Below are 20,544 nucleotides of genomic sequence, written 5' to 3'. Positions count from 1 at the left end.
TTACCGTTATCGGCAAGCTCCCGGGACATACCCAGGATAGAGCGTGTACTCCGGTAAGCCTCCACGCGACCTTCGATCTGATCCAGTCCCATCATGCGCGCCATGGCATTGAGCATGTCCCGGGTTTGGCTGTTGCCGTTCTCGCCTGCGATAAGATCGATACCAAAATCGGCGAGCTCGGCTTTTTCCAATTCACCACTCAGCGTCAAAACCGGCTGGGTAATACCGGGATAGAGAAGCCCCAGGGAGCAGATAATCAGGGCGAGGCCCAGGACCCGTGTACCCGTTGTCATAGGACCATTACTCCGTAACACACCAGGGTAACCACCGCTGCAGCGATAAAGTTAAGCATCAGCCCCTCCCGGGCCATGCGCGTAGTAGTAATCAGACCAGAACCAAAAACCACGCTATTCGGCGCTGTGGCCACCGGCAGCATAAAGGCACAGCTCGCGCTCATCGCCGCAGGCACCATTATCAGCTCCGGCGGCAGGGACGCGGCCAATGCCGCCGCGGCAAGCACCGGCATCAGCAGCGTGGTGCTGGCGGTATTGCTGGTTGCTTCCGTCATAAAGGTGACGACCAGGCACACCACCAGAATGAGCAGGATCGTCGGCATATTGGTAAGAGATGCCAGCGCCTGGCCCAGCACGTCACTCAGGCCCGAGGCGACAAAACCCTTGGCGAGGCAGATACCGCCGGCAAACAACAAAAGCACGCCCCAGGGGATGCGGCTCGCCTGCTCCCAGTCCAGCAGTCGCCCGCCCCTGCCATTAGGCACCACGCACATCAGCACCACAGCCAGCAGCGCTACCGATGCATCGTTAGCCTGGGGTAAATCAAGCAAGGCACGCCAACCACCAAAGGGCTCACTGCGGGTTATCCACGCGACCGCTGTAAGACCAAACACCACCAGCACCCGCCGTTCTTCCGGACGCCAGGGTCCCACTACCGGCAGTTCGAGACTGGCGCTGCGCTCAATGCCCCGGGTAAGCGACCAGGCCATGGCGGGGACCAGGAGCAGCACAACCGGCACCCCCCAACTCATCCACCGGGTAAAAGACATTTCTTCACCGGTGTATTCCTGATACACCTGCATGAAAATCAGGTTGGGTGGCGTACCAATAGGCGTACCCACACCACCCACGCTGGCTGCATAGGCAAGTCCCAGAAGCAGAGGCACAGCCAGGCGCTCCCTGTCTTCGGACCCCTCGAGCATCGCCAGAGCGACCGGCAACATCATCAGGGTGGTCGCGGTATTGGAAATCCACATGCTCAGCACCGCCGCCGCGGCCATAAAGCCCAGCACCAGACGCTGGGGGCTTTTCGCACCAAAAAGATGGATCATTCCCAGGGCAATACGTCGGTGCGCACCGCTACTCTCCATCGCCTGGGACAGCAGGAATCCGCCAAGGAGAAGCAGGATCAGCGGGGAGCCGTAGGCCTGTCCCACTTCCGCCGGCGTCAGGACACCGGCAAGGGGCAAAACAGCAAGGGGAATCAGAGAAGTGACCGGAATCGCGATGGGCTCGAAAATCCACCACACAATGCAGATAACCGCTACACCCAGCACCACGGCCACGGGCTGGCTTTGCCCCGCGTCCATGGCAAGGAGGGCAGTAGCAAGCGCCAGGATCGGGCCGGCATAGAAGGCGATAGAACGCATTAGCCCGACACCCGCTCTTGCCACAGCAAAGGAGGTAGATCGCGGACCGCTAAAAAACCGTCGGAGAGAAAAAAGACACTCATAGAGGCCCATCGTGTCCCAGAGAATGGAAGCTGTAAAGCGCGCTGGACGCTTGGTCGCGACGCCCCGGAGCAGTACACTGCGCGCCATGCAGGAAAACACCCCACAAACGCTTGTCGATCGTTTTGGCCGGCGTGTCGACTATCTGCGCTTGTCCGTGACGGATCGCTGCGATTTTCGCTGCGTGTATTGCATGGCCGAAGACATGCAGTTCGTTCCCAAAAGCGAAGTGCTGACTCTGGAGGAGCTCGCGCAGGTTTCCCAGGCTTTTATCAACCTGGGGGTGCGCAAGATCCGGCTCACTGGCGGCGAGCCCCTGGTGCGCCACAACATCATGCAGCTGGTGGAACAGTTAGGCTCCATGGAGGGTCTGGAGGAGCTGGTGATGACGACCAACGGATCCCAGCTGCAGCGCCTGGCACAGCCCCTTCGTAATGCCGGAGTCAAACGCCTCAACATCAGCCTCGATAGCTTACAGCCACGACGTTTTCGACAGATCACCCGGGTAGGGCATCTGGAACAGGTGATCGCCGGTATCGACGCGGCCTGCGCCGCAGGGTTTGAAGGAATTCGGATCAATGCCGTGATTATGCGCGGCGACAACGATGACGAGATCCTGGATCTGGTGAACTTTGCACAGGACCGGGGGATTGATCTCGCCTTTATCGAGGAAATGCCCCTGGGTCGCATCGATGATCACGATAGAGCACTTACCCTGGCGGACAGCGACTGGCTCCGCACCCAAATAGAACAACAGTATAGCCTGTCGGCACTGGGCGACCCCAGCGGCAGCGCGGGTCCTGCAAGAATGTATGCCCTTGAGGGAAGCAACAGTCGCATTGGCTTCATATCACCTCACAGCAACAACTTTTGCCACCTTTGCAATCGTGTGAGGGTGACCGTGGAAGGCCAGCTGCTCCTGTGTCTGGGTAACGAACACTCTGTAGATCTTCGGGAACTGCTGCGTAGCCCTGGGAGCACCACCGAGGACCTTGAGCAGGCATTGCTGGGCGCCATGGAAATCAAGCCGGAGCGTCATTACTTCGACAACAGCGAAGAGCCACAGATTCTGCGCTTCATGAACGCGACGGGCGGCTAGAGGGGCGTCATCGCAGCAGTTAAAGGAGAGCCCCAGGGCCGTGGAAAAAAGAACAGAACTTGCCTCCATGGAGGCGATTGAAACCGGATTCGCAAAGCTCGGCTACATCTGCAGCCCGCGCATCGCCACCGCAGTTTTCCTCGCGGCGCAGCTGCGCAAACCAGTCCTTGTGGAGGGCCCCCCCGGCGTCGGCAAAACCGAGCTGGCAAAAACTGCGGCAACGCTTTTGGGACTGCCCCTCGTGCGTCTCCAGTGCTATGAAGGCCTGGATGAGGCAAAGGCGCTATACGAGTGGAAATACGGCAAACAGCTGCTCTACACCCAGGTGCTCAAGGAGAAACTGGGCGATCTCCTGGACGGTGCAGAGGGCCTCGCGGAATCTGTTGAGCGGCTGCATCAGTTTGGCGACGTATTCTATTCCGAAGAGTTCCTCGAGCCCCGGCCGCTGCTTCAGGCTATGGAACATCCCGAAGGCGCGGTGCTGCTCATTGACGAGGTCGACAAGTCCGATCACGAGTTCGAGTCGCTGCTGCTTGAGATCCTGTCCGATTACCAGGTGTCCATTCCGGAAATTGGCACCATCAAGGCCAAGTCCACACCCCTGGTCTTTCTTACCAGTAACAATACCCGGGACATTTCCGACGCGCTGAAACGCCGTTGCCTGCATCTGCACATACCCTTCCCAAGCATTGATCTTGAGGAGCGTATCCTGGAAAGCCGCGTCCCCGAGGTGCAGGAAAGTTTGCGCCAACAGCTGGTGGCATTTGTCCATGCGGTGCGGGAGCTGGATCTGAAAAAACAGCCTGCGGTGTCAGAGACTATCGATTGGGCCCGCAGCTTACTGCTGCTCCATGCCACTGAATTGGAGCCGGAACTGCTTCAGAGCACCCTCAATGTACTCCTGAAGTTTGAACAAGACATCGAAGCCACGGAGGCGGAGCTCGGCAGTATTCTCCGCGCCCTGGAACAGGTACCGGAAAAGGCCTGATGCAGTCGAGCCTGCTCCGCTTCGTTGAAATACTGCGCAGCCATGCGCTGCCCGTTTCCCCCGCGGAAACGCTGGATGCGGCCGCAGCGATGGAAGTCGTGGGCTATGACGACCGGGACTCCCTGCGCAATGCACTCGCCATGACGCTGGCCAAAAGTGACCGGGAAGAACACACCTTCTTTTACTGTTTCGACCAGTTTTTTGATCAGCAGGCCGCGGATTTCAGCACCGACAGAAACAGCGAGGGTGCGTATGAAGCAACGGACAGCGACCACGGTGGTACCGACAGCGCTGCAGAAAACAGCCCGGAGATGGCCGGCAGCGGTGCCGGACAGGCTGCCGGCGGGGGCGGCTCTGCCACGGACGCCGCGGAGCTTGCAGCCGCCGCAGGTAACTCACCCGCTTTACAAGAATTATTGGACGGAGAACTTCTCCCCGCACTTCTTGAAAACCAGCGCGGCACCCTGAGTACAGCCATGCGCCGAGCAGGTCAGGACGCCGGTATCAGCAACATCCGACTGTTTACCCAAAAGGGCCAATACACGCGCAAGATTCTCGACTCTCTGGGCGAGAATCTCATCCGCGATGCGGTGATTGAACTGGAACGGGCCGAATCTCTCGCCATCGATACACTCCGCCGCTATCGCGATGTACTCCGAGAGCAGGTCAGAGACTATGTAGAGCAGCAGTACCTCATGAACGCCGAAGGACATAACAGCGCGTTCATGGAAGATGTGCTGAGCAAGACACGACTGTCGAACATCGACCGGCGTCACCGGGACCGGGTACAGGCCCAGGTTCGGCGCATGGCCCGCCGCCTGGCGAGTCGCCACAGCGCCCGCCGGCGACCGGTGAAGCGCGGGCAGCTTAATATGGGTAAGACGCTCCGCGGGGGCATGGCCCACGATGGCATACTGTTTAAAACCCACTGGCGTTCGCGCAAACGGGACAAAGCGCAGCTGCTGGCGGTATGCGATGTGAGCGGGTCCGTAGCGGCCTATGCAAGCTTCCTGTTGATGTTTCTTTACAGTCTTCAGGATGTGTTGCCCCGCACGCGGAGCTTCGCTTTTTCCAGCCACCTGGGAGAAATCAGCGATCTCTTCCGGGATGAACCGCTCGAGCGCGCCATCGAATTGGCAAACTGGCGTTACGGTGGCGCCACGGACTACGGGAGCAGCCTTCGCGATTTTTCCCGACTGGCTTTAGACGACATCAACCGCAACACATCGGTTATCATTCTCGGCGACGCGCGAAATAACCGGGGCGACCCGGAATTGGAGATCATGCAAAGCATTTACGAGCGGAGCAAACAGCTTATCTGGCTGAACCCGGAGTCGCGGCGCGCCTGGGGCACGGGCGATTCAGAGATGTTGCGCTACCAAACCGCCTGTCATTACTGCGCCCCCTGCAGCAACCTGCAACAGCTTGAGCGTGTCGTCGACCAGCTGCTCAAGAGCTTGCGCTAGGGTTGTAGCCGGCTCAGCGGCGCAACATGTCCCTCTCCCACGAACAAATACCCCTTCCCTGCTCCCTTAAGACCAAGGTCATGGAGCAGTTTTCACCTCGGGACGGGGCCCTCACCACCGATGCATTGTCGCGGGAAGAGCTCATCGAGTTCCTCGCCAAGAGCAAGGACACCAACAGCACACCGCTGGCGACCATCAAGCGCCACGCCGCCAAACAAAACCTGAAACCCGATCTCCGGCCGGAAGATCAGGCCACCCTGGTATGGGTCTGCGATGCCTTTGATGAGTGGGAGGATCATTACCCCCTTGAGCAGCCGCTGAAAGATCATCTGCGGCGACTCCTGCCCCTGGCCGCTGCCATGGCCCTCAAGGACGACGCTTTTTACACACCGGGTTCCCACAAGCTCCACCGATTGCTCGACGCCCTGCAAAGCGGTGCCGTGGGCTGGCAGATGCGCCTCGATCGTGCGGGTCAGATGCTCGAGCAACGGGTCGAGCGTGCTGTGGAGAAAGCCCTCGATTGGTTCAACAACGATCGTCTGGATATTGCTGCGATCACCCAGGAACTGGTCGCTGCCAATGAGCGGGACGCCGCCCGGGCCCAGCGTATGGTGCAGCGCCTCGCGGAGACGGAGGAGGCACGCCTCAAAACGCTCCTGGCCCGCCGGGACGCCGCCAGAGACATCAACGCAGGCTTGGAGAAATATGATCTTCCCGGCGCTATCGGCGAATTTCTCAAAGGACCCTGGTACGACAGCGCCCAGCTGGTGCTGGTCAAACACGGCGATGCTTCCCGGGAGTGGGAGGAGATGCGCCGGGCCACCCTGCATCTTATGGAGTCCGTGCAGGCACCGGATGACAGCGGCGATGCCGGTCGAGACCGGCAGGAGCAAATCCTGCGGCACTTGCCTGGAGAGCTCAGACGCTGGCTTCTGAGTCTAGAGCATGACAGCGACGCCACAGACAGCGCCATCGGCCTGGTGGAGTACGCCCACCTGCGCATACAGCACGGCCAGAAACTACAGCTCGTGAGAATTCCAAACATCCCCGTTGAGAAGGAGGTACCTCACCACGAGGAGAGCAACGACGACCAGTTAATTACGGGCGACTGGTATGAGTTTGAGGATGATGAAGGGGAGCTGCGGGCCCAACTAGTATTGCAGCTGGAGCAGGGGCAGCATCTCCTGTTCGCCAATTTTGTGGGGCTCAAAGCGCTGGATATTTCCAGCCGTGCCTTCAGCCAGCGGGTGAGCGATGGGTTTGCCCAGCGACTGCCCCACCGCGACAGCTTCAGCCTGAGTCTCGCCGCGGCGGCGGGCATCGACAGTAACGATCGCTTGCGCCAGCTCATTGACCCAAGCTACCGCCCCCCGGAGGAGGATGCCGCGCCGGCCGAGGCGCCTACCCCTGAAGTCGAGAGGGATTCTGACGAAGACAGGCGCATCCATCCCGATAGAAGAGCTCACGACGAGGATCGACGGACTCACGCAGAGGACCGGCGAAGCCATGCCAACCGGGAGCCGGAGCCCACGAGCGATACTAGCCATCGCGTGGACAGTGCCGAAGCGGAAAACTGGTCCGAAGCACTGCCGGACCTCAGCGACAGTGACAACTGGGATCCGGTTCTGGAGCCCCCCGAGGGCGCAGAGCTTGATCTAAGCCTGGACCTGGATGAGCCCGAGACGCCAGACGCTGCGCCGGCACCGGAACCCAAACCAGACAGTCCCAAAATCGCTGCCGCTGATGCAGCAGCATCCAGTCCACAGCCACAGCCACAGCCACAGCCAGCGTATGAGCCGCCGACCGTGGCGCCACAACCCACGGTGCCCCCTGCAAGTTCACCACCGCCTGCAGCGACACCACCGCCCTCATCGACACCGCCACCAACCCCGGCACCGACCTACACACCCCCGCCCGCGACGCAGGAGCCACCCCAGGCGCCCGTGCAGCAGCCCACGGCTCCACCGGCAGCCCCGGCGCCGCCTCCCCTGACTCCGGTGGCAAGCCCTGCGCCAACCGGCCCTGGTGGAAGTCCGGAGCGGGAAGTGGATGTGCCCATGGGAGCCTGGCTGGGGTTCCACGATGGTGAAACGCCCATCATGGCAAAACTTGCTGTTTTTGATCCCCGGCGGGACAACTACATCTTTGTAAACCGCAAGGGCATTGCTTTGCGGGAACTCAGCCGCTCAGAGCTGCGGACGCTCATTGATCAGGGGCTCGTGGATATTCTGGAAACCCGTTCCTATTTCCGTGATGAAGTGGAACGGGCCCGGGAGGAGGGACAATGACGGACAAAGATAAGCGACGTTTTTTCCGGCTCCCGGTCGCCTCGCGGGTGTTTATCGAGATCGAATCGCCCCCGCCAGGGAGCATCGGTCCCGGCAAGGTCGCCCGCTGCGACACCCTGGATGTCTCCCACAGCGGGCTTCGAGTGCGCCTCGCCGAATCGGTAACCGTCGGCGCTATTCTGCAAATCGGGGTTGAACTGCCCGGGGAAAGCGAGCCGTTCTACCTGGTGGGCCAGGTGCGCTGGCGGATGCGGGACAAAGAGTACCCCGGCAGCTGGATAGCCGGGTTCGAAATACTCAATGCCCTGGGCTCCGATATCGAGCACTGGGAGGCGGCCCTGATGGAAATGGACGAGCGGACGCCCTCACCCTAGCGCGCCCGTCGCACGGAGGGAGCAAAGAGTAAGGATCAGCTTCCGTCCTGACCCGCCATGGCCGGAGTGCCCGCTCCCTTTTCTTTTTTGCTGGCTTCGAAGTCTTTGATCTCAGCATCGAGCTGTCGGCTCACCAGCTCCGGTGATCCCGTACCCCGTGCTAGCAGGCTGTAGGCCATGGGCACCAGGAGCAGCGTGACCAGCGTGGCCAGGGCAACACCACCCATGACCACGACACCGATCACGCTGCGCACCTCGTGGCCAGGGCCGGAGGACAGCACCAGAGGCAATGCGCCCATCACCGTGGTAAAGGCGGTCATGACGATGGGGCGAAGCCGCTTGCTAGCGCCTTCAATAACCGACTGCTCGTACTCAAAGCCCGCATCGCGCATCTGATTGATGAACTCCACGATGAGAATGCCGTTCTTTGCCGCCAGTCCCACGAGCATTATCAGCCCCACCTGGCTGTAGATGTTGAGCGTGGCACCCACCAGCTGCAGCCCCCACAGTCCGCCGAGCAGCGCCACGGGCACGGTGAACAGGATAATCGCCGGGTGCACAAAGGACTCAAACTGAGCCGCCATTACCAGATAAACAATGAGCAGCGCCAAAAGGAACGTGATGTAGACGCTGCCACTCGCACGGTAGTACTCCAGAGACTCACCCTTGAAGTCAAAGCTCGCAGTTTCAGGCAGTTCTGTTCGCACCACTTCCTGCAGGTAATCCAGAGCCTCGCCAAGTTTGTAGTCATCGGCAAGGGACGCGGACAGCGTAAAGGAACGCACACGGTTATAGCGATTGAGACTGCCGGCACCCGCTTCCTCGCGAAGCGTCACGATATTGGACAGCGGTATCAGTCGATCCGTGGTGTTGGAGCGCACATAAATGTTGTCGAGATCTGACAGCGTGCGGGATTCTTCCCGATCGCCTTCAATGATCACATCGTATTCGCGCCCCCCCATAATAAAGGTGGTGACCCTGCGGGAGCCCAGAAGGGTCTCCAGCGTGCGTCCAATGTCCGCCAGGCTGATTCCCAGGTCGCCGGCGCGGTTACGATCCACGGACACACGTAGCTGAGGCTTAGTGGGTTTGAGATCGGTATCTACGCGGAGCAAACCGGGGTTCTCGGCGACCTTTGCCAACATGATGTCCTGCCACTCGGCGAGGTTTTCATAGCTATCGCCACCCACAACGAATTGCACGGGATCCGCATTGCCGCCGCCAAAGGAGCGCGGCGCACGCACAAAGACTCGGGCACCAGCAATATCTTTTACCCGGTTCTGGGCATCCGCAGCAATTTCCTGAGACGTACGATCACGCTCCTCCCAGGGGGCGAGCGCCATGATTGTGAACGCCTGGTTAAAGGACTCACCCCCCCCCCAGCCGGGAGCACGAATCAGCAGACGTCGCACTTCACCACTCTCCACCAGGGGCATGAGTAGCTCTTCAACCTGGAGCACCTGATCCACCGTGTACTCAAAGGAAGAGCCCTCGGGCGTCGCGGCAATCATGTACAGCACACCGCGGTCTTCCGTGGGAGAGAACTCCTGGGGCACACTTTTACTCAGCTGCCAGGCGGCAAATACGCAGAGCAGCAAAACGGGGATAAAGAGCCAAGAGCGCTCCACAAAGGGCCGCAGCACTTTTCGGTAGCGGAGTTCCATGGCCTCGCTGAGTGCCTCTACTTTATCCGCGAGGCGATTGGACACCTTGTCCTTGTTCAGCAGCTTGGAGCAAATCACCGGTCCCAGCGTCAGGGCCACAAAGCTGGAGAAAATCACCGCAATGGCCATGGCCACCGCAAACTCCGCAAAGAGCCGGCCGACGTTGCCCTCCAAAAAGGTAATGGGCACGAATACCGCAACCAGCACCAGGGTCGTTGCAATGACCGCAAAGGCGACCTGCCGGGCACCGCGATAGGAGGCCACCAGCGCGGACTCACCGCGCACCAGGCGACGGTGAATGTTTTCGAGCACCACAATACTGTCGTCAACCACCAGACCGATGGCCAGTACCAGGGCGAGTAGCGTCAGCAGGTTGATGCTGTAACCCAACGCCCACAGCATACTGAAGCTACCGATGAGCGAGATCGGTACCGTGAGGGCGGGCACCAGCACGCTCCGGGGATCGCCCAAAAACAGGAAGATCACGATCACCACCAGTACGCCGGCAATAAATAATGTGGAGAACACTTCATCGATGGCCGCGTCCACAAAGACGGAGCGGTCAAAACCCACCACCAGCTGCATACCATCGGGGAGCTGCTGATTGACGCGCTTAATTTCCTCCTGCACCGCGCGACCCACACTTAGCGCGTTGGCCTTGCTCTGCTTGACGATACCGACGCCCACCATGGATTCGGTATTGCCTCGGAACAAGCTCCGGGACTCGGCACTGGAAAGTTCCACCCTGGCGACATCGGCGAGACGCACCAGGTAGCCGTCCCCCCCCCGCGCCAGAACCAGCTCCCGGAAATCCTCTGCGACCTGATAGCTACGATCGATACGCACCACAAAATCCCGCGCTGAGGACTTGATGGTGCCGGCGGGTAACTCGACGTTCTGACTACGCAGTGCAGCCTCAACATCGGTCACGGTAAGACCGCGCGCAACCAACGCGTTGCGATCAAGCCAGATCCGCATGGAGTAGATCTGGCCACCGCCAATGCGTACCCGCGCCACCCCGTCGAGCACCGCGAAGCGGTCCTCAAGATAGCGCCGGGCGTAATCTGTGAGTTCCAGGGCCGACATGTTCTCGCCCACCAGGTGGGACCAGAAGATAACCTGCTCGTCGCTGTTGCTCTTGCGGGTCTCCGGGGGAAGCGCTTCCTCGGGGAGGTTGTCCAGTACGCCGGACACGCGATCGCGCACATCATTGGCCGCGGAGTCGATGTCCCGATCCAGATTAAACTCAATGGTCACGGTGGACTCACCGTCGTAGCTCGCGGAGCTCAGAGTTTTGATACCCTCGATACCCGACAAGCGGTTTTCGATGAGCTCGGTAATCTTGTTCTCCACCACCGCAGCAGAGGCGCCGGGATAGGAGGTTTGCACCGTGACAATAGGTGAATCAATATCCGGATACTCCCGCAGCGGCAGGCGGTCAAAGGCCAGCAGACCGAAAGCAACAATCAAGGCGCTGCCCACCAGTGCCATCACAGGCCGTCTCACGGCAACATCAGAAATTAACATCAGCTTTGCACCACACGTACGGGCATCGCATTTCCCGAGAGACGAATGACGCCATCCAGAACAATGCGTTCGCCTTCGCTCACTCCGTTTAAGATCACCACCCAGCCGGGGATACGAGCCCCGATTTCCACTTCACTGCGCAGTGCCTGCTCCCCGTCGACCTTCCAGACAAAGTGTCGGGCCGCCCGGCTCTGTATGCTTTCCTCGGGAACCATCAGTACTTCGCTCGATTCTCCGGTTACTTCTATCTCCATTAGCAGTCCTGCCCGAAGCAGGCCGTCTTCGTTAGGCACCACTGCCCGCGCAGTGATGGCCCGCGCCACGGGGTCCACCCGGCTGCCTACGGCAGAAAGGGTGCCCTGAAAATCGTCCTTGAACGCCGCGCTTTTGGCGATGATCGGCATGCCGGGCTGAAGCACACCAAGATAGCGCGCGGGCACGGTGAACTGCAGTCGCATGCGACTCACATCATCGAGGGTGGTTAAGCGCTGGCCAAAAGACACCAGTGCGCCTTCGCTGACCTCCCGAAGCCCCAGCACCCCTGAAAATGGTGCAACGATCGTGAGGTCTGCAATGCGCGCTTCCAGCTCACTGATCTGATGCTGCAAAACCTCGACCTCGGTACTAGCCGAATCCAGCTCCGTCTGGGCCACCTGGTTCTTCCGGGCGAGGTCCGTAAGCCGCTTTACCTCTCGGCGGGCATCCGCCAGGCGCGCACTGAGCTCGCGCATAGATGCCTGCTCAGCCTCCTGGCGGAGCGTTGCCAGCACCTGTCCCTTCTCCACCACATCCCCGTCTTCAAAGTTCAGACTGGTAATACGCTGGGCCACCGGGGCCGTGATATCGACGGACTCCCAGGCCTGCAGGGTACCCAGGGCAGGGATGCGGTCACGAAAGCTCCGGGATTCAACCTCGACCACGGTTACCGGCGCCGCAGGACGCTCGCGCCTCATAGCATCGTCAGATGACCCGCCAAATTGCTGCCAGGCAAAAAAGCCGGCAACTGCCAGACCAATAACAATGACCAAGGGTTTCATGGTTACCTCTTAACTCCTGCGGAAAAGGGGAAATAGAAAGACCGCCATGATACCACCTGGCACCTGCGCGGCTGTGCATTCGACGGGGAGCATACGTGACCAGCAGGGACTCGGATTGCCGGCCCCTGCGCTATCAGATGCTCCGCAGGACGGTGTATCATCGCAGCCCACGCGGGCGTCACTTTGTTGCGTCAAACTCTTTGAAAGGGCTGAGCCCCAGGCGTCGTCGCAACAAACCGCGACGAGGAGACAATTTTGAATTCCCATTGGCAACAACAACTGGTGGAACTTTCCAGATCCCAGCCAGAAATGCTTCGCAGTATTTGTCGTGGCATAGAAAAAGAAAGCCTGCGGGTTACCGGGGACGGCGTTCTGGCGCAAACACCCCATCCCGCGGTTCTTGGGTCCGCGCTCACTCACGGCAGCATCACCACGGATTACTCCGAATCATTAATGGAGTTCATCACACCGGTATCAACGGGCATCGAAGATACCCTCCAGACGCTGGAGGATGTGCACAGTTTTGTTTACAAGCACATAGACAGTGAGCGTCTGTGGAGTGCCAGCATGCCATGCATCGTTGCCGGCGATGCGGGCATCCCGGTGGCGCGCTACGGCAGTTCCAACGTGGGTCGAATGAAAACGGTCTACCGCTACGGCCTGGGCAATCGCTACGGCAGGCTCATGCAGGCCATTGCCGGCGTGCACTACAATTTTTCCATGCCCGAGACTTACTGGCCCGAGGCGCAAAAAGCCGACGGCGATGACGGCCCCCTGCAGGACTACATCACTTCCCGTTATCTGGGACTGATCCGCAACTTCCATCGCTGGTCCTGGCTGCTCATCTATCTTTTTGGCGCCTCCCCCGCCGTTTGTGCAAGCTTCATGCGAGGTCGCGGGGAGCATCATCTGGAACCTTTCGATGATGAGGGTAACTCCCTGCATCTTCCCTACGCCACAGCACTGCGCATGGGCGATCTGGGCTACAACAGCTCGGCGCAAAGGTCCCTCCGCGCCTGCTACAACTCGCTGGATAATTACATCGCCACGCTGACTCAGGCGATTCTCACGCCCCATCCCGATTACGCGGCATACAAAGGCAAAGAGAACGATGAGTACATGCAGCTCAACGACAGTCTGCTGCAAATAGAGAATGAGTTTTACAGCACCATCCGGCCAAAACGTCCCGGCAGCAGTAGCGAAACACCACTGACAGCACTCCACAGTCGGGGCATTGAGTATGTCGAGATCCGCTGTATTGACGTTAATCCCTTCCACCCTCTGGGTATTGACAGTACGCAGATCCGACTGCTCGATAGCTTTCTTTTGCACTGCCTTACGCAGCCCAGCCCGGCCTGTGACGAGGCCCAGCAGGGCCATCAGGCTGCAAATCTGACCGCAGTGGTCGATCGCGGCCGGGAACCCGGCCTGATGCTGCAAGCGCCCGCGGGCTCCCGATCGCTCACCGAGTGGGCAGCGGAGCTCCTGGGTGAGATCGCTGAGAGCGCCGAGCTTCTCGACACCGTCCACAAAACCTCGGACTACAGTGCGGCGCTCACCGAGCAGCAGGCCAAGGTCCGCGGCGACGTGGAGTTACCCTCGGCACGGGTACTTCGGGAAATGCGTGAGAAAGGCATGCCCTATTACCGCTTTGCCATGGGCTACAGCAACCGCTGGGCAGAACACTTCAAGGAAAGGGATATCAACCCTGATGCGGAACAGGCGCTTGTGGACGAAAGCACCACATCGCTAACGCGCCAGGCTGACATCGAAGCTGCAGACAGCGTCAGTTTCGAGGAATACCTCGCCGCCTATTTTGATCAGTACAAAGCACTGAACCACGGAGAATAAATGAACGCTCTGCTACAGATCCGGCCTGTTTTTTTCGGGTTGTTTTTATTGACTGTTGTTTCCATGGCTTTTGCGCTTTTCTATCTGGAAAGGGTACTGGGACTGCCACCCTGCCCGCTGTGCATTACCCAGCGCCTGTTTGTGGTGCTCGTGGGTGTCTTCGCGCTCCTTGCGGCCCTGCAGAACCCCCAGGGTTGGGGCCGCCGCGCTTACGCCACCCTGTGCCTTGTCGGCGCGGCTTTGGGCGGCGCGGTTGCCATGCGCCACATCTGGCTCCAGAACCTCCCCGAAGAGCTCGCTCCCGCCTGCGGTCCCAGCCTGGAGTACATGCTCGAAACCCTCCCCTTCTCGGAAACCTTTTCCGTGGTCATGATGGGCGATGGTAACTGCGCCGAAACCGTCTGGACCTTCATGGGACTCAGTATTCCCGAGCAAACCCTGGCGCTGTTTGTGGTACTGGCAGGCGTGTCGGTGTTTCAGCTCCTTCGGAAGGCATAGCAGCAAACACCTTCAGCGTGGGCACCGAATAAGCGAGTGTGATTAGTCGCGCAAGGTTATCCGGCAAGCGGGCCCGATCCGCTACATGCGCTAACTGGGGAAACGCTTACTTCGCGAATCGCGCCCACTTGCCTCGGCATAGTGGCACACCGAAGGATCGATGCGGGCAAGCTGATCTGATTGGTGCGCAGTCGCCATTCGATGGCTGCGAGGACTGCGTGCGTTGATTACGGAGCGAGCGTCCCCCAACTTAGCGAGTGCAGTGATCGACGCGCGCAGTCCTCATTCTAATCAGAACCCAATGATCACGAAAACTGGATGCAGTGATCAGGGCGGGCAGTCCTCTTCTCTAAAGAAAATCGAGAGCCAAAAAAAAGGGCCCCAACTAAAGTTGAGACCCTCTGTTTACATCATGACGAGCCCGACTGAGCGGCCTCGACAGACGTGGGGTATTTAGCCCTCTGCTTCCGCGTCACCCTGCGTAGGAATATCCAGCAGTTCGACTTCGAAGATCAGCGCGGCGTTGGGGCCAATGCGCTCCCCTGCACCACCTGCACCGTAGGCAAGTTCGGAGGGAATGAAGAGCTTGTACTTGGCACCAACCTGCATGAGCTGCAGCGCTTCGGTCCAACCGCTGATGACCTGGCCCACACCGAAAGTTACGGGCTCGCCACGGGCGTAGGAGGAATCAAACTCGGTGCCGTCGATAAGGGTGCCGCGATAGTGAACCTGGACGCTGTCTTCCGCGGTGGGCGTTGCGCCGTCACCCGCTTCGATCACTTCGTACTGCAAACCGGACTCTGTGGTCACAACGCCTTCGCGAGTTCCGTTTTCCAGCAGGAAAGCTGTTGCGGCTGCGGCATTGGCTTCGGCTAATTCGGAGGCCATGGACTCACGCTCCGCATTGATGCGCTCCTGAAAGGCGACCATTTCAGCCTGAATTTCTTCATCACTCAGACGCTGGGGGGCATCGGTCATCGCATCCCGGAGACCTGCAGCGAAGGCATCAACGTCAACGGTCATGCCGTCATTCGCCATATTACGACCCAGGCCCAGTGCTACGCCGTAGCTCAATCGCTGGTTGGGGGTTTCTAGCTGTAGTTCAGCCACGGCAGTCTCTCCTGAGTCTTGTTGCTGACATGCACTCAGCGCAATCACGGCGCACAACGCTACCGCGGGCTTCATAAATGTGTTCATGGATACTTCCTGTGAATTGATAGAGTTCGATGGAAACTGAACCTTGTGATAGCGACCTCACCTCAGTGAGGCACTTCGCAAACAGTGGTCCACGCTTTTCGAGGGCGCAAGTGTAAACGCTGTATGGCCCCTCTGCCACCCTCGGGCTGTGCGCCGCAGGGGGACACGCTACACTGGATGCACTCTCCGTGGGGGCCGGCAGACCGCCTTTTTCCCCCAATGTCAGTGGAAACAAAGCATGGCCTTTCGGTTTTTTGAACAACTGGTACATCCTTTCCCCGACAAGCAGCCCCGTCGGGCCCCGGCTTCCGTGCTTCAGTTTTGTCGTCATCACTCCCGGGGGCTGGAGCCCTGGCTGATCGCCATGTCGTTGCTGAGCATGGGTATTGCTATCATCGAGGTGGCCCTGTTTGAAGTGCTCGGTCAGGGCGTTGACCTGCTGTCGACGACCACCCCGGAAACCATCTTTGCCGCCGGGGGCCGCTCCCTTCTGTGGCTCATGCTGGGACTGCTCTCGGCTTTTCCTTTTATGGTGGCGCTGCAGTCGCTCATTCTTCATCAGACACTCATGGGCAACTTCCCCATGATCGTGCGCTGGATGGCTCACCGCTATCTCCTTCGTCAGAGTCTCGGGTTCTTCCAGGACGAATTTTCCGGCCGGGTCGCCACCCGAGTGATGCAAACTGCATTGGCGGTGCGTTCCGTGGTGCTTATCACCCTGGATATTCTGGTCTACGTCGCGGTGTACTTTCTATCGGTGCTCTTCCTCCTCGGCAGCATCGATCTGCGCCTGGCTGCGCCTCTTTTTGTCTGGCTGGTGATCTATATACTCATTCTCAGAACCATCCTGCCGCGGATGCAGAAGGTGTCGGAAACCCAGGCAGATGCACGCTCCATGATGACCGGGCGTATTGCCGACAGTTACACCAACATTGGCACGGTGAAGCTCTTCTCCCACGCATTGCGGGAGTCCAACTACGCGCGGGAGGGCATGGAAGAGTTTCTGGACACGGTCCATCCTCAGATGCGACTGGTGACCTGGATGGAGACGTCGGTCACCGCCAACAACACCCTCATGCTGCTGACCGTCAGTGGAACCGCGCTGTATCTGTGGTTCGAGGCCGCCATTTCACCCGGATCCATCGCCGCGGCGCTGGCCCTTTGCCTGCGTATCAATGGCATCAGCGAATGGATAATGTGGGAGGTGTCGGCGCTCTTTGAAAACGTCGGTACCGTGCGTGATGGCATCAGCACCCTGTCCCGAGACATTGATGTGGAGGACCATCCAGAGGCCAAGCCGCTGGCTGTGACAGCCGGGCAAGTGAGCTTCAATAACATCCTGTTTGCCTACACGCCGCAAAAACCGGTTTTTGAGAATCTCCGCCTTGATATCGCCCCCGGTGAAAAAATTGGCCTCATCGGTCGCTCCGGTGCCGGTAAATCCACCCTGGTGAATCTGCTGTTGCGGTTTTCTGATCTCCAGAGTGGAAGCATCACCATCGACGGGCAGGACATCCGCCGGGTCACCCAGGAATCCCTCCGCGCCAACATTGGCATGGTGACGCAGGATACATCGCTGCTCCATCGCACCGTGCGCGAGAACATTCTCTATGGCCGGGAGACCGCTAGCGAGGAGGAGCTGCGCACAGCAATTCACCGCGCCCGCGCCGATGAGTTCATTGCCAGTCTCGAGGACCATAGCGGCGCCCGGGGCCTGGACGCTCAGGTCGGCGAACGCGGCGTAAAACTCAGTGGCGGCCAGCGTCAGCGCATTGCCATCGCCCGGGTAATGCTTAAGGACGCGCCCATACTGGTGCTCGATGAGGCAACCTCGGCACTGGACTCCGAGGTCGAAGTCGCCATTCAGGAGAGCCTTTACGAACTGATGGAAGGCAAAACCGTCGTCGCCATTGCCCACCGTCTGTCGACTATCGCAGCATTGGACCGGCTTATCGTGTTGGATGGCGGCAAGATCGTGGAGACCGGCAGCCACGCGGAGCTCATCGCCAAAGATGGCATCTACAAACGCCTGTGGGATTACCAGTCCGGTGGATTCCTCGCATTGGACTAAGAGTCGCTAGCCTTTTCGCAAAGCCTCCAGGTACTCAGCAAAGGCATCATTCGCGAGATCATAGTGGGTTGCGAGAACCCTCAACTGCTGCTTCAGGATTTCTGACTCCACCGATGCTTTGGACTCCGTAGCTACCGCACTGGCGTGGTCTTGCTCGAAGAAGTCCGCCAAAAGCTCCAGCTGCCGACGCTCCGCCTGTAACTCCAGATCTTTGATTGCAGCATACTCCGCGCCGAGCCCCGGGGCGTTGCGCCACTGCTCCCGCTGCTCGCGGACGGGAAGCACAACTCTCTCGCGCCAGGCCAGGCAACGCGCTTCGGCCCGCTGCAAATCATCCGGGGTCAAACACACCCCCTGACCGGCGCACCAGCTAACAAAAAGCATCAGATTGACGTCAACGTCCCATTGGCGCTGCGCGCGCAAGCAGGCGTCCGCAACCCCCGGCAGCCCATAAACAGTCACCGCGAAACGCCACAAGCCTGCCCTTGCGGTTGCTTCTTCCTGACTCTTTGTCTGTTCCCCTGCGTCCACGCCCAGTAAACTCCCCGCCCGTGATTATCTTACGCGACCTTAGCCTACGCCGTGCAGACCGTCTTCTTTTTGAGGATGCCAACGCCAGCCTGCTCCCGGGGCAGAAGATTGCTCTGACGGGCGCCAATGGTTGTGGTAAATCCAGTCTCTTTGCCATGTTGCTGGGTGAGCTGCAGGCCGACAAAGGTGACATCGAAGGCCTCCAGGGTCAGCGAATCGCCCATATGGCACAGGATATCGCTGCCAGCGAGCTGACGGCGGGGGACTTTGTCCTTGAAGGGGACGCAACGGTCGCCGGTCTTCTTAAAAAGCTTCACGATGCCGAGGCGCGCGGCGACTACAGCACCGCCGCATCCCTCCACACCCAGCTTGAGGCCTGTGACGGATACGCCGCCGAGCGTCGCGCTTTACAACTTATGTTGGGCCTGGGTTTTGAAGACACCGATGCGGGGCGCAGCGTTGGGGAGTTTTCCGGAGGCTGGCGGGTGCGCCTGGCGCTGGCCAGAGCTTTGATGATGCCTTCGGATTTGCTGTTGCTGGATGAACCCACCAACCACCTCGATCTCGATACTACCCTGTGGCTCCAGAGCTTTCTCAAGGCCTACCGCGGAACGCTCCTGTTGATCTCCCACGACCGTGATTTTATCGACGCCAGCTGCTCGGCGGTATTGCACATCGAGCAGCAGCGGCTGAACAGCTATAAAGGCGGCTACAGCGACTTTGAGAGACAGCGGGCTCTGCGCCTGGCGGAACAGCGGGCGAGCGCGGAAAAGCACGCGCGACGCCGCGCCGAGATTGAAGATTTTGTGCGCCGTTTTCGCGCCAAGGCCACGAAAGCCAAGCAGGCCCAAAGCCGGCTCAAGGAACTGGCGCGCATGGGTGAGATGGCGCTGGCCCATGAAGACAGCCCCTTCGAGTTCCGCTTTCCCGAACCGCCCCGGGGCCGGGATCCCCTCATCGAACTTCGCGGCGCCAAAGTGGGCTACGGCGACACGCCCCTCATTACCGGCGCGGACTTCAGTTTGCGTAACGGTGACCGCATGGCGCTCCTTGGACGCAATGGCTCAGGTAAAACGACCTTTTTAAGAAGCCTCTGCGGGGAGCTCCCGCTCCTCGCCGGGGAGCGCCACAGCAGTGAAGGTTGTCGCATCGCCTACTTTGATCAGCAGCAGGTAGACACGCTGGATCTGGATAGCTCAGCGTTACTGCACCTCCAGCGTCTGACACCCGATGCCCGGGAGCAGACACTCCGGGATTTTCTTGGGGGCTTCGATTTCAAGGGCAAGCGCGCGGATGCAGAGCTGCGCCCCTTCTCCGGGGGAGAAAAAGCTCGCCTCGCGCTGGCAATCCTCGCCTGGCAGCGACCTAATGTGCTGGTGTTGGACGAGCCCACCAACCACCTGGATCTTGATATGCGTCGGGCGCTGGAAATCGCACTGCTGGAATTCTCCGGGGCGGTCATTGTGGTGAGCCACGACCGTCATCTGCTGCGCAGCACAGCGGACAGTCTTTATCGTATCGCCGAGGGCCGTCTCGGTCTGTTTAATGGTGACCTGGATGCCTATGAGGCACTGATCCTTCGCGGTAGTGATGAATCCCAAGACAGCGGCCCGTCCAAAGCGGAGGGAGCCGACAAGCAAAAGAACACAGTGGACCGCCGCGATCAGCGACGGGCCGCGGCGGAAATCCGTGCCCGGAGACGTCCGCTGGAGCAGGCCATCAAAAAGCTGGAAAAGCGTATGGAATCCCTGCAGGACAAGCTGTCAGCCGTTGAAGCCGCTCTCGCCGAGCCCTCGATCTATGAGCAGGAAAACAAGGAAAAGCTCACGGAGCTTCTTCGGGAACAGGGCAGCCACCGCGCCGAACTTGAAGACCTAGAGGGCGAATGGCTCACGAACCAGGAATCTTTAGAGGCGATGACCGCACAAGGCTGAGTTTCTTGCGGCGTGACAGGCGCTTTACCTCGGCTTCTCGCACCTGCGCGGCGGAACGATTCTCCCATTCCTCCTTCCAGACGGCGGTCACCGGCCTTCGCGCCCGCGTATAGTTTGCGCCTCCCACCAGTTCACCGTTGTGCTGGCGGATGCGGCGGGCAAGGTCCCGGGTGACACCGGTGTAGAGTGAACCATCCGCACAGCGCAGCATATACACCCACCAACTGGATTCCGATGTGGTGCTGTCCGAGGACTCCTCTCTGTCCAATGCCGAG

16 protein-coding genes are annotated in these 20,544 nt (G+C 59.7%); 9 read left to right on the top strand and 7 right to left on the bottom strand.

Annotated features, from left to right (window positions below):
- Both ACTG3T_RS10975 and ACTG3T_RS10970 read right to left on the bottom strand, forming a co-directional pair.
- The coding region (locus tag ACTG3T_RS10975; RefSeq protein WP_439102314.1) for a hypothetical protein at positions 1–293 on the bottom strand (293 nt) is incomplete at its 3' end.
- On the bottom strand, positions 290–1,663 hold the full coding sequence (locus tag ACTG3T_RS10970) for an SLC13 family permease (protein ID WP_439102313.1): 1,374 nt from the start codon (positions 1,661–1,663) through the stop codon (positions 290–292). The genes ACTG3T_RS10975 and ACTG3T_RS10970, both read right to left, overlap by 4 nt.
- 169 nt (positions 1,664–1,832) lie before the next feature.
- Here ACTG3T_RS10970 and moaA point away from each other — a divergent pair, with 169 nt between their 5' ends.
- The 5 genes from moaA to ACTG3T_RS10945 are packed head-to-tail and all read left to right on the top strand — an operon-like array spanning position 1,833 to position 7,959.
- Complete coding sequence (moaA, locus tag ACTG3T_RS10965) at positions 1,833–2,843, top strand: GTP 3',8-cyclase MoaA (RefSeq protein ID WP_439102315.1); 1,011 nt, start codon at positions 1,833–1,835, stop codon at positions 2,841–2,843.
- Between the two features lie 40 nt (positions 2,844–2,883).
- On the top strand, positions 2,884–3,831 hold the full coding sequence (locus tag ACTG3T_RS10960) for an AAA family ATPase (RefSeq protein ID WP_439102312.1): 948 nt from the start codon (positions 2,884–2,886) through the stop codon (positions 3,829–3,831).
- On the top strand, positions 3,831–5,297 hold the full coding sequence (locus ACTG3T_RS10955; RefSeq protein ID WP_439102311.1) for a VWA domain-containing protein: 1,467 nt from the start codon (positions 3,831–3,833) through the stop codon (positions 5,295–5,297). The genes ACTG3T_RS10960 and ACTG3T_RS10955 overlap by 1 nt, the downstream gene beginning before the upstream one ends.
- A gap of 26 nt (positions 5,298–5,323) precedes the next feature.
- Positions 5,324–7,585 (top strand): DUF1631 family protein, encoded by a 2,262-nt coding sequence (locus ACTG3T_RS10950; protein WP_439102310.1) that lies wholly within the window; start codon positions 5,324–5,326, stop codon positions 7,583–7,585.
- The gene (locus tag ACTG3T_RS10945; protein WP_439102309.1) at positions 7,582–7,959 is read left to right on the top strand and encodes a PilZ domain-containing protein; all 378 of its coding nucleotides are present in this window, start codon (positions 7,582–7,584) and stop codon (positions 7,957–7,959) included. The genes ACTG3T_RS10950 and ACTG3T_RS10945 overlap by 4 nt, the downstream gene beginning before the upstream one ends.
- 35 nt (positions 7,960–7,994) lie before the next feature.
- Here ACTG3T_RS10945 and ACTG3T_RS10940 read toward each other — a convergent pair whose 3' ends face one another.
- Positions 7,995–11,150: an efflux RND transporter permease subunit gene (locus tag ACTG3T_RS10940; RefSeq protein ID WP_439102308.1), complete on the bottom strand. Its 3,156-nt coding sequence runs from the start codon at positions 11,148–11,150 to the stop codon at positions 7,995–7,997.
- Complete coding sequence (locus ACTG3T_RS10935; RefSeq protein ID WP_439102307.1) at positions 11,150–12,187, bottom strand: efflux RND transporter periplasmic adaptor subunit; 1,038 nt, start codon at positions 12,185–12,187, stop codon at positions 11,150–11,152. The genes ACTG3T_RS10940 and ACTG3T_RS10935 overlap by 1 nt, the downstream gene beginning before the upstream one ends.
- 255 nt (positions 12,188–12,442) lie before the next feature.
- Between ACTG3T_RS10935 and gshA the strand changes: the two genes are divergently transcribed.
- Positions 12,443–14,038 carry a glutamate--cysteine ligase gene (gshA, locus tag ACTG3T_RS10930; RefSeq protein ID WP_439102306.1) on the top strand — a complete coding sequence of 532 codons (1,596 nt, stop codon included), beginning with the start codon at positions 12,443–12,445 and terminating at the stop codon, positions 14,036–14,038.
- On the top strand, positions 14,039–14,536 hold the full coding sequence (locus tag ACTG3T_RS10925) for a disulfide bond formation protein B (protein ID WP_439102305.1): 498 nt from the start codon (positions 14,039–14,041) through the stop codon (positions 14,534–14,536). It begins immediately after the preceding gene.
- A 453-nt stretch (positions 14,537–14,989) separates the two neighbouring features.
- Here the strand turns inward: ACTG3T_RS10925 and ACTG3T_RS10920 are convergent, their stop codons facing one another.
- On the bottom strand, positions 14,990–15,733 hold the full coding sequence (locus tag ACTG3T_RS10920; protein WP_439102304.1) for an FKBP-type peptidyl-prolyl cis-trans isomerase: 744 nt from the start codon (positions 15,731–15,733) through the stop codon (positions 14,990–14,992).
- 238 nt (positions 15,734–15,971) lie between these two features.
- On the opposite strand from ACTG3T_RS10920, the gene ACTG3T_RS10915 reads away from it, so the two are divergent.
- Entirely contained in the window at positions 15,972–17,804 is a 1,833-nt protein-coding gene (locus ACTG3T_RS10915) for an ABC transporter ATP-binding protein (protein ID WP_439102303.1), read from the top strand.
- 6 nt (positions 17,805–17,810) lie between these two features.
- Here the strand turns inward: ACTG3T_RS10915 and ACTG3T_RS10910 are convergent, their stop codons facing one another.
- On the bottom strand, positions 17,811–18,335 hold the full coding sequence (locus ACTG3T_RS10910; protein ID WP_439102302.1) for a TIGR02444 family protein: 525 nt from the start codon (positions 18,333–18,335) through the stop codon (positions 17,811–17,813).
- 20 nt (positions 18,336–18,355) lie between these two features.
- On the opposite strand from ACTG3T_RS10910, the gene ACTG3T_RS10905 reads away from it, so the two are divergent.
- The gene (locus ACTG3T_RS10905; protein ID WP_439102301.1) at positions 18,356–20,269 is read left to right on the top strand and encodes an ABC-F family ATP-binding cassette domain-containing protein; all 1,914 of its coding nucleotides are present in this window, start codon (positions 18,356–18,358) and stop codon (positions 20,267–20,269) included.
- On the opposite strand, the gene ACTG3T_RS10900 is transcribed toward ACTG3T_RS10905, so the two are convergent.
- On the bottom strand, positions 20,226–20,537 hold the full coding sequence (locus ACTG3T_RS10900) for a GIY-YIG nuclease family protein (RefSeq protein ID WP_439102300.1): 312 nt from the start codon (positions 20,535–20,537) through the stop codon (positions 20,226–20,228). The two genes, ACTG3T_RS10905 and ACTG3T_RS10900, sit on opposite strands and share 44 nt — an antisense overlap.
- Positions 20,538–20,544 lie beyond the last annotated feature (7 nt).

The sequence above is a fragment of the Congregibacter sp. genome (genome assembly GCF_965660375.1).
Classification (GTDB): Bacteria; Pseudomonadota; Gammaproteobacteria; order Pseudomonadales; family Halieaceae; genus Congregibacter.
The sequence above is the reverse complement of the archived record's forward strand: the minus strand, read 5'-3'. Positions and strand labels throughout refer to the sequence as shown.